Annotated in this window: 8 protein-coding genes and 2 pseudogenes; 6 read left to right on the top strand and 4 right to left on the bottom strand. The window is 53.6% G+C overall.

The features are described from left to right. The first annotated feature begins 526 nt into the window (after positions 1 to 526). The 5 genes from KP699_RS15375 to KP699_RS15355 all read left to right on the top strand — a co-directional run bounded on the left by KP699_RS15375 (position 527) and on the right by KP699_RS15355 (position 7403). Entirely contained in the window at positions 527 to 1699 is a 1173-nt protein-coding gene (locus KP699_RS15375; RefSeq protein ID WP_215763245.1) for an HNH endonuclease, read from the top strand. A 486-nt stretch (positions 1700 to 2185) separates the two neighbouring features. Further along, complete coding sequence (locus KP699_RS15370) at positions 2186 to 3556, top strand: hypothetical protein (RefSeq protein ID WP_215763247.1); 1371 nt, start codon at positions 2186 to 2188, stop codon at positions 3554 to 3556. A gap of 113 nt (positions 3557 to 3669) precedes the next feature. After that, a complete protein-coding gene (locus tag KP699_RS15365) occupies positions 3670 to 4986 on the top strand; it encodes a glycoside hydrolase family 28 protein (RefSeq protein ID WP_215763244.1) in 1317 nt (438 codons plus the stop codon). A gap of 288 nt (positions 4987 to 5274) precedes the next feature. Further along, entirely contained in the window at positions 5275 to 6549 is a 1275-nt protein-coding gene (locus tag KP699_RS15360; protein ID WP_215763243.1) for an anti-phage deoxyguanosine triphosphatase, read from the top strand. Positions 6550 to 6998: 449 nt separating this feature from the next. Beyond that, positions 6999 to 7403, top strand: a complete 405-nt coding sequence (locus tag KP699_RS15355; RefSeq protein WP_215763242.1) for a hypothetical protein — start codon at positions 6999 to 7001, stop codon at positions 7401 to 7403. A gap of 134 nt (positions 7404 to 7537) precedes the next feature. On the opposite strand, the gene KP699_RS15350 is transcribed toward KP699_RS15355, so the two are convergent. Then, positions 7538 to 7915, bottom strand: coding sequence for a Mov34/MPN/PAD-1 family protein (locus KP699_RS15350; protein ID WP_215763241.1), 378 nt, complete (start codon positions 7913 to 7915; stop codon positions 7538 to 7540). A gap of 215 nt (positions 7916 to 8130) precedes the next feature. Between KP699_RS15350 and KP699_RS15345 the strand changes: the two genes are divergently transcribed. Next, positions 8131 to 9210: an IS5 family transposase gene (locus tag KP699_RS15345; RefSeq protein ID WP_215763240.1), complete on the top strand. Its 1080-nt coding sequence runs from the start codon at positions 8131 to 8133 to the stop codon at positions 9208 to 9210. 130 nt (positions 9211 to 9340) lie between these two features. On the opposite strand, the pseudogene KP699_RS15340 reads toward KP699_RS15345, so the two are convergent. The 3 genes and pseudogenes from KP699_RS15340 to KP699_RS16550 all read right to left on the bottom strand — a co-directional run. Beyond that, positions 9341 to 9896: pseudogene (locus tag KP699_RS15340) on the bottom strand (IS630 transposase-related protein); the annotation flags it as partial. A 90-nt stretch (positions 9897 to 9986) separates the two neighbouring features. Beyond that, positions 9987 to 10178: pseudogene (locus KP699_RS15335) on the bottom strand (transposase); the annotation flags it as partial. A gap of 23 nt (positions 10179 to 10201) precedes the next feature. Continuing rightward, the coding region (locus KP699_RS16550; protein WP_252346871.1) for a transposase at positions 10202 to 10424 on the bottom strand (223 nt) is incomplete at its 5' end.

Below are 10424 nucleotides of genomic sequence, written 5' to 3'. Positions count from 1 at the left end.
TCTATTCCAATGACGGTTTGCGCAGACATATCACTCTCTCTTTCTTATGTTCGCGGTCCCGAAAGCGGGCCGCCGTCAACTGTTCGAGACGGTGAAGAGAGGCGAGATCAGCCTGCTAGAAAACGTGGTCAGGCTACCAGGTGTTAAGCGCTGTATCTCACCTCATGAACGCCCCTGGCCAGGGGCGTTCATGAGGTCATCATAACAGGCTGGAAACACATAAGGTGTTTAGTCCCGGGATTTGATGGGTTGGATTGATGATGAATTTTTCAGGCTCTGAATTCCACACCAGACATTCCGTTCCCCTCCTAAACAGTCTGTCTGCCCAACGAATGGCAGCGGACAGACTGTAGTCGCCTACATATTTGACATACACACCGATGAACAGCTTTCTGCATAACGGACATAAGCAGCACGATCTCTTGCAGACGGGTTAGGCCGATAGCGAGACTTACAGTTTTAGGTTAAAACGGATAGATAAACACGCGTTTCCCTAGGGCCGACGCTGTTTGCCTAGGGGGATGATGTGTCAGCAATTTGTGCCATTTGCGGTCAAGGCATAGCGCCCGCCGATGATTCAAAAGAGCATATCCTCCCTAATGCGATCGGGGGACGCCGAACTGTAAACAATTTTCTGCATGGCAACTGTAATAACCGAGCAGGCCAGATTTGGGACGCAGAACTAGAGAAGCAGTTGCGGCCTCTCGTTCTCCACATCGGTATCAAGCGCCAGAGCGGGAAAAATTTGCGCATGGCGGTCACTACCACGGCGCATGAGGACTTTCTGCTGGATGTCGGTGGCCAGTTGGAAATGGCACGGCCGGTGATTAAGCGCACTTCGGCCCTGAATGGCCACCGCATCGCTGTAACAGCAGGGTCGGTCACTCAGGCTCGCGATGTTTTAAAGGGACTGAAGCGCAAATACCCAACGGTGGATATAGAGGAGACGTTAGGCGAAGGCCCACGTGCTTATGCGAAGGGTAATATAAACATCGACCTGAGCTGCGGGGGGCCATCGTCGGGCCGATCTTTCGTAAAAAGCGCATTGGCGCAGGCACACTATGCCGGTGTTCCAATTGAGCAATGCGGCGATGCAGTATCGTATCTGCGTGAGCCTGACGCGCAACCCTGCTTCAGATTCTATGACGGCGATGATTTGGTCGACGGCCGTCCGCCAAACACGCCTCTGCATTGCGTCGCTATCGACGCAAACCCGGCAACAGGTTTGATCCTCGGCTACGTGGAATACTTCGGCATTCACCGCATCGTGGTGTGCCTTGGCTGTGACTACGCTTCGAATCGGTTGAAGTCGGTTTATGCATTAGATCCGCGTACGGGTAACGAGCTACAGGTTGCGGTCCATATCGACTTGGATGCCGAGGATATGCGCGCAATCTACAATTGCGAACGTGTTAATGTGAAAAAGAGATTGGAGGTTGCTGATGCAATTTTAAGCTCAATCTCGGCTGCGCAACAAACCGACGAGAGCGAACATGTTGTGCGTGAGAGCCTGGACTTCGCTTGGGCCAACTGTGGAAGCGTCCCTGGTCAGCCTCTGGCGACCGAGCACTTGGAGAGGCTAAAAGAGTTATTCGTTAAACGGTCAACACCGTGCTGGATGCACGTCAAAGGGCTGGACGAAGCCGCTGCACGTCAATTCGCCCTATCCTATATTGAGAATTTGCTGGCCACGGCGTAATTCAAGCGCCTTGAAACTAGCCGTCATTTCAGAAGGTCGAAGCGTGAGCGTAGCAAAAACGATCCGAAAGCGGCGATATGCTGTCATGAACATTGATCGCACGCATGGCCGCTTTTCTCATCTCACGGCTTGATAGCCGACATTCCGGTTCCCCAGTTTCGCACGCTTCAGAATATTCGTTTTTTAATTGAGAAAACGCGGTTTCTGGACCGCCTCCGTGACAAGTTGAACACTCGTCATGAAAAGGCTCTGATTCGGATGTTGGCAGAAGGGCCTGACGGCTTCCAAGGCGGTCTAAGTGCCCAGAACTATCGTTCCATCACCGGCGCCACATCTGCCACGGCGACGCGTGATCTGGCCGATCTGGTATCTCTTGGTGCCTTTAATCGGACGGGAGAAAACCGCTATGCACGATATTCTCTTTGTCTCGGGTAAACAGGGTGTTTGCCGTTCCGCCGCAGAAAAATAGTGAAGGTCGTCGCATTTATGAACGCTGACAATCTGACAGGGCTTATCGGATATCTGAAGCAGGATCAGTGGCAATCCTGTTTTGAAGAAGTGTTGGGTGAGCATCTGGGACCGGCTTTAGAGGCGGCGGATATCAGCTTCGAAGATCTGGGAGATATCTTAGGGCAGGGTGCGGCAATGTCACTCTGGGGCTGTGCCTTCGAAGATTTCTTGGGACAGGACTGGGATAACGAAAATTTCGTTGAGGTTTATCTGAAACGCCGGGGCTGGAAAGAAGGTCCACGCAAAAGCGCTTATATGCGGGGCCTCAAAGAGGCCGTCATGAGCCTGTATGAGGTTTCGCAGATCGTGCCGGGTCAAAGCATGATGGTGCGTGACCTGCTGCGGGGTGGTGATCCTGTTCTGGTTCATGAACGCTCAGCCACACAGTCCTTGAAGCCTTGGGAGCGCATCGCGGCACGTCTTGTCCCCGAAGATGGTAAAATGGTTTTGGCAGGGAGTCTGCTGGCGTATTCTCAGCAGGCTTGCGAAGATCTGGCTGAGAATTTGCGCGATGTTCTCAAGCGTAAGCGGGGGCAGGCTGAGTTCCCAAAGATCAAAACAGATGTGCTCCGTGATCTGGCCCCGGTTTTCACGCTGACCTGGCTCTTTAGAACCATGGAAAACATGGTGAGCGCCTCCGAGCCACCTGTCCTGTTTAACAGCGATGGCGAAGACCTGGTCTTTCATGACGTATGTTTTCCTCTCAGCAAGGGAAGCACTCAGAAGAACATTGCCGAGGTTTTGAATACGATATCCTGTTTGCAGCATGCGGGGCGTATGATCTGGAATTGGACGCGTCAGGCGGGTGACCATGTTCCTGAGGCCTATTCTAAGGTAGGAGACAGCCAAGCTCAGTTTTTGAGTACGACGTTGGATGATGGTGGTCTTGTTCTGGGGAACCTGGAACTGAAAGGCCGTCAGCTGAGATTACAGGTCAACTCAGAAACGCGGGCTGAGCAAGGCACGGCTTTACTCCGCAACGCCTTGGGAAGTCTGATTGGATCCCCTCTGACACAGATTATGACCGCCGAGCAGGCTATAGAAGAGCAGCGGACCTCTGGTCGAGGGGATGTGCGTGAAGACGAGATCCCGCTTGAAGAGGAGGCGGAAATTTTGGCTGCTGTTCTGGAGCAGCATTATCGCCGTGTTCTGGATGAGGTTGTTCCGGGGCTTGGGCATGTCACGCCGAGGCAGGCTGTTACAACAGCGGCGGGCAAGAAGAAAGTCGCGGCCTGGTTGAAGCAGATTGAAGGCACCACAGCAGGTTTAGGGCGTGAGGGGGCAGGGGCCTCTTTCAGTTTTGACTGGATGTGGGAAGAGCTGGGTATCAAGGGGCTGCGGAAGTGACGGGGAGCGCTGCTCAAAAACGCAATCAGTCGGACCAAAGATGTGTTTTAGGCAGTCTCTCTATGAGAGACGCGGGGCTGATTTTAGGTGGGATAGTCGCGGCGCTGTTGTGCATGCCCATGATCGGTCATGCTGCGCCGTCTCGCTGTAACCCTATTACTTATGGTGCACGGCATGACGAACATACGAATGATGGTCCGGCCATTCAACGTGCCATTACAGCCTGTAGCGAGGCAGGTGGTGGCGTGGTGTCGTTGGCATCAGGAACATGGTTGAGCGGACCTTTGTCTCTCAAAAACCATGTCACGCTGAATCTGGAGAAGGGAAGTACCCTTCTGGGAAGTTCGGACACTCATCTTTTCCACTGGGCCTTTCTGGGGAATCCAGCGCAGCCTGGAGAAGCCCTCATCTCTGCGATTGATGTTCAGGACGTGGCCATAACCGGTCAGGGTCATATTGATGGAAATGGCGCTGCTGTCTGGTGGCCTCAAGCCGTGCAGGCACATAAGACGCAGACCTCAGGCCCTTTACCTTACGGGCCAGACTATCCGGGAGTGCCTGGTGCGAATGGTCTGCCACGCCCCTGGCTGATTGAGTTTTCGCACGTGCAGCATGGACGGATCTCAGGGGTTACGGCGACCAATTCTCCGATGTGGACGGTCGTTGTAAGGGAGTCCAGCGAGATCAGGATCGATCATCTCACGATCCGAAACCCGGCCTCGTCTCGGAATACTGATGGTATTGATCTTGTCTCCTCGGATCATGTCACGATGAGCACTCTCGATATTGCGACAGGGGATGACAACATTGCCATCAAGTCCGGTTTGATGCAGCCGGGTCGAGCGGCGAGCGATATCAGCATTACACAGTCTCGCTTTGGCGAAGGGCACGGTCTGTCCATTGGTAGCGAACTGGCCAATGGGGCTCATCATATTAAAATTTCTGACGTCTCGTTTCAGAACACACTGTCCGGACTGCGAATTAAGTCTGGGCGGGATCGCGGCGGAGATATTGGCTGGATTAGTGCAGAAAATCTGACGATGAACCATGTCCGGGTTCCGCTGTCGATCAGTGATTATTATGCAGGGCAGCCCGGGGGAACGCAGCAGACTGCGTTAATGGCCGATCCCGCCTCTTCGGTAACATCAACCACCCCGCATATTCACGATGTCACTATTACAGATCTGACGGCGACAAATGCGCAGACTGCGGGTGTTGCGTTGGGTTTGCCCGAGGCACCGATTGAGGGTCTGACACTGAGGCATGTTCGACTGTCGGCCCGGAAGGGGCTGCAGCTTAGTCATGTTAGGGGACGTGCATCTGGAAGCACGTTCACAGTCCAGACGCCTCCAGTTCTTCAGTGTGGACCTGGTGTGCATATTGACGGATCAGATCTGCGCTGCACGGATGAGAGAAGAGTTCATGAATGAGTTTTTTTACTCGTCATGATTGACCGTCTGTCGACTCAGAAAAAACACAGAAGACAGGCGGCAATCGCCTTCATGTCAGACATACACACTGCCAACTGGTTTTCCACACAGCGGACGTCATCTGTTCGAATCTGAACTGTCGATTTGGCCCAGAAGCCAAATAATAAATTTAGTCTCTTCGTTCCTTCGTGACGACGAAGTAGCATGGCAGCTTCCTTGTGGCCGACATTCGAAAATATAAATCTTCGACTTAAAATCGACCTAGATCATTAGAAGAAGGACTTACCCATGACCTCTGATTTAAGCTTTTTTAAAGAGCAACTTTATGGAAATCAGCCCCAACGCTCAGGAGACCCTCGTTCCCCATTTCAGAGAGACCGCGCACGCATAATGCATTCAGCTGCTTTTAGGCGGCTACAAGGCAAGACGCAGGTGATGGGTACCGGAGAAGGTGATTTTCATCGTACACGCCTAACTCATTCTATTGAAGTGTCCCAGATCGGTTATGGTCTACTTCAAGTATTACAATCCAAGATAGAGATTCTTCCTGAGAACGACCAAAAATGGCTACCTGAGCGGGATCTGATTGAAGCTGCCTGTCTCGCTCATGATCTTGGTCATCCGCCGTTTGGACACAAAGGAGAGCAAGCGCTGCATGACGCCATGTTGCAGCACGGCGGGTTCGAAGGAAATGGTCAGACCCTTCGCATTATAACCAAACTTGAAAAATATAATGAACGAGGAAAAGGGCTATACCCAACACGTCGTTTGATTCTGGGGATATTGAAGTATCCTCGTTCAATCAAAACCTTTGACCTTAACGCCTTTAGCCATCCCCCCAAGTCTTTTCATGAGGATGAGGCAGATGTTGTCGCATGGGCTCTCGATGGCTTCTCACCCAATGATAGACGGCAGTTTATAGCATCAGCTAACGGCAAACAGGCTCACCATACCCTTGACTGCAGTATCCTCGAACTTGCTGATGACATTGCCTATGGCATTCATGACATAGAGGACATTGTCGCTCGCGGTTTGGCGACCGAGAGTGCTGTCCGAAATGCAATTACAGTAGCTTTCAACAAACTTGATAGTAAATCATTGAATAGTTTTAATGCCGATTTAGTCGCGAACGGCCTTCTTGCTGATAGTTTCCAAAGAAAGCAGATGATTTCTGGGCTGGTAAACCTGTTTGTCAGTAGCGTGGAGTTTTCGGAAAATGTTTCATACACACATCCACTTCTCAGATTCAACGCGACTCTTCCCGATCTTCACACAAAGCTATTGAAATCCCTTAAGGGACTGGCTTACGAACTCATAATTAAGAAGGCTGAGGTGCAGCAGCTTGAGCGACGTGGTCAAATGGTCGTAAAGCGGTTGTTCGAAACTCTACAGTCAGATCCAGAAAGCCTGATTCCACAGTCATCCTGGCAGGATGGGTGTATAGAAAGCTCTAAGGAGCGTCGTGTATGCGATTATATTGCTGGAATGACGGATAGCTATGCAGACCGTCTCTACAAGCGTCTTTTCAGCCCGGGGTTTGGCAGCAGTGGCGACGAATTGTAAGCATATAGTTTGGATTTATCTCGATCCAGATCAGCAAACTATCTCTTGCATATGACGTTGTGGCCCGGCACTTCATTGATGACCTTGCTACTCGATAACTGATCTTCTACTTCCCCGCACGCCAGCCTGTCTGCTCTATTCTTGGTGAACAGAGCAGACAGGCGGCACTCGCCTACATGTCGGACATTCGGACGTTCATGGTAATTGCCTGAAAGCGGACATTGCTAAACTAAGCTTGATAGGCTGAGTTTGGGGCATTTGTGCCGTTCCCCGGCGATGTTTCGAACGGCAGATCTGGCCTGCTGCCGGTTTCGTGGACAGCAGGCCAATCTTTGCCATGTAGCCGACAGCCGTACCCTCGATGCTGCGGCAGCCTCCTAGGCTAAGGCGCGCTTTGCTGGTAGCAGTTTGCTCACGAAGCGAGTCAAACATCCAAGTCGGAGATTCGAATGCCATTTCACACGAAGTCGCACGGTGTTGATGTCGGTGCCCTGAAACGCGGAATTGTGAAGGCAACCGCGCTGGCTAGCGCGGCTGGGCTGGACGTCATCTATCTGCTGCCATCCTTTGCACATGCAGACGGCGACGCACTGGTCGAGTTGATTGGCAAGTCCGCCGTAGAAACCTTCAAGAAGAACCGCGAGACCACGATCAACGGCGTTCGCTTCCACATGGAAACCGCACTCAAGAAGCGGACCTCCGGTCCAGCGATCGTGCTCGCGATGAACATCTCCCTGGAGCAGTTGACCAAGGCTCAGACAGATCACCGTACCGCTGACCTCGTCTACATCATCTGGTCGGATGTCGAACTAGCACAGTATGAAGCGGCAAACCCGAGTTCAGTAGCGATCTGACATCGGAGCCCGGCGCACTCTCGAACGCTCGCCAGCAGCGATCCTAGAGGGCTCTATACCTTATCGTCATCGTTGCCACGGCACTGTTTTAGCGCGATCGCATGACCCGCTCGGAAAAGCGTCACGGACAGGGACTAGTCCGCATCCAGCCTTCCGCTAAGGATCACCAGAAGAGGCGCGACGCAGCGATATGCCTCATCATCCGCCACCTGGAGCATCGCGCGGACATCGGAACTGCTCGGCGTAGTGGAACCGCCGGGGCGGAAGTGCCACTCCCCCAGATAGTGCAGGCCCTTGCTCCAGCGGTCCTCCAGCAGCGCGGTTAGCCTGGTGCTCGAGCGCTGGAACCAGAACCAGCCGGATCTCGAACCCTTGGGATTCGGCATCGCCTCGACGATGTCGGCGACCCAGCCTTCCGGGCCGTAGCGCCCAATCAGCATGCCGCCGGTCTCGCTACGACCAGCCGCTCGCGACGCCTCGACAATCGAGGCGATCGCAGCGGGCGACAGCATTCAGTTATTTCTTCCCGATAACCGACATTCCACTTACCCTCCCTGATCCGCCTGTGTGCTCAGTGATGCAGGAGCAGACAGGCCGCAGTCGCCTACATATGGGAGATAAAATTGCCGGATGCCGCAATCCTCAGATGGAGGGTTCGAAAAACCCTCTGGTTTTGAGTCTGTCTCTGTGATTCCATTCGTCTGGTTCTGACTGAGGGAATGGCGCTATGAAGCAGGCTGGTTTCTTTGATGTTGAAGAGCGGTTGGCCCGGTTAAGCGGGCTTGGCGATCAGCTCGAAGCGTTTTCCCGGACTGTGGATTTTGAGGCCTTCCGCCCTGATCTGGAGAAGGCTCTGGCCTATTCAGACAGGATCAAAGGCGGCCGTCCCCCGTTCGATCCGGTGCTGATGTTCAAAATTCTGGTGATCCAGACGCTCAACAATCTGTCTGATGAGCGGACAGAATATCTGATCAACGATCGCCTCTCCTTTATGCGTTTCCTTGGTCTGGGACTTTCAGATCGGGTGCCTGATGCCAAAACGGTCTGGCTGTTTCGCGAGCGTCTGACCCAGGCGGATGCGATCGATGGGCTGTTCAACCGCTTTGATGCGATCCTGCGCCACGCAGGCTATCTGCCGATGTCAGGCCAGATCCTGGATGCCACATTGGTGGCTGCTCCCAAGCAGCGCAATACGAACGCTGAGAAAGCGGATCTGCGAGCAGGGCGTATTCCTGAAGACTGGCAGGACAAGCTATCCAAACTGTCGCACAAGGATCGTCATGCACGATGGACACTGAAGTTCACAAAGGCGAAGCGGCTGGAGGACGGGAGTATGCCCTCCAGCGATCTCGCCATCCCGTTCTTTGGTTATAAATCGCATGTTTCCATCGATCGGAAATACCGGTTTATCCGGAAATGGAAAACAACACATGCTGCCGCCAGTGATGGCGCGCGATTGAGAGAGGGGCTGCTGGATAAAACCAATACGGCCTCAAGTGTCTGGGCAGACACGGCCTATCGCTCAAAAGCCAACGAAGACTTTATGGAAAAACAGGGCTTTGTCTCCAAGGTTCATCGCAAAAAGCCGCATCTCAAACCGATGCCCCGGCATATCCAGAGATCTAATGCAGGGAAGTCGGTGATCCGCTCCCGCGTCGAGCACGTCTTTGCCGATCAGAAATCGCAAATGGGTCTATTCATCCGAACTGTCGGTATCACCCGGGCCACCATGAGGATCGGTCTGGCCAATATCGTCTACAACATGCGCCGCTTCCTCTTCCTGGAGCGGATAAACGCCGCCGCGTAGCCATCCAGAGGGTAACACCCACTGATCCGCTCAAAACGCAGATCAAAACCGACCCAAAGAACCGTCAATCAAAGCGCCAAAAACCAGAAATTACTCGCCAAGCACATCAATCAACGGTTCTTCGATCCCTCCAAGTCGTGGTTTTCCAGTGACCGTGCGGCACACCGGCGCGGCAACGTTCCCCGCGCAAGGCACGCCCGCGCAGACGGGCCATCTTCGTGGAGAGGCTGGTTTCGTCAATGAACACCAGACGTTGCGGATCAAGGTCAGGCTGGAGATCAAACCAGTCCTGTCGTGCTTCAGGACGTCTTCACGCTCCTGCTCCAGTGCATGAGCGGTCTTTTTTTGAATGTCCATCCGTGTTGCTGCAACCAGCGACTGAGCATGCTGCGACCGATCCCGACGGCCCGTTCGCTTTCCAGACGCGCCATCATTTCGTGAAGCGTGATGTCTTTTTGCGCTTCGATCATGCCGGCAATGAACGCTTCATGCGCGTCCAGCCGTGATCCGCGCGGTTTGCCCTGACGACGGGGCGTCCGCTCGCCGCTCTCACGTTCCCGACGCAACCAGCGGATCGCCGTCGAAATACCAACACCAAACCGCGCCGCAATCGAGCGGGCCGATGCTCCCGCAGCTCCAGCCTCCAGAACCCGCTTCCGAAGATCATCACTCAATGCTCGTGCCATCACCCTCTCCATCAGGAAAAACGGTGAATCACAAGACGCCTTCAGTGTCACCTCTCGATTCAGGATTCAGTGGAACTGCTCTAGGGCCTGTTAGGCCTTGATATAGTCTGCTGTAGCGGCGATGAGGATGACGGAAAGAAAGGATGCGGCTGTTTTTTCGTATCGGGTCGCGACAGCCCGCCACTCCTTGAGCCTTGCCCACAGGTTTTCGACCAGATGTCGGTGTCTGTAAGCCCATTTTGGACAGGCGACTTCTGCATCATTCCTCCTTGGCGGGATTGACGTGCCCCCTTTTTTGTATCCACTTAAAAGGAGAGTTCCCGTTTTTTATGGCTTGGGGTTGATGGAATGACAAGGGTCTCGGGGGCATGCCCCCGAGACCCTTGTCTGGCGATCTGATCCGGTGTCCTGCCATCCAGCTGGGAATGGGGACGCACCGTATTGTAGTCTTCCCGCCAGTCAGCCAGAACCTGTCGGGCATGGCTGAGAGACGTGAACAGCGTCTCGTTGAGGCATTCATCCCTCAAC

The organism is Acetobacter sp. P1H12_c (assembly GCF_018811975.1).
Taxonomy (GTDB): Bacteria; Pseudomonadota; Alphaproteobacteria; order Acetobacterales; family Acetobacteraceae; genus Acetobacter; species Acetobacter persici.
This window is presented reverse-complemented; position numbering and strand designations above follow the sequence as displayed.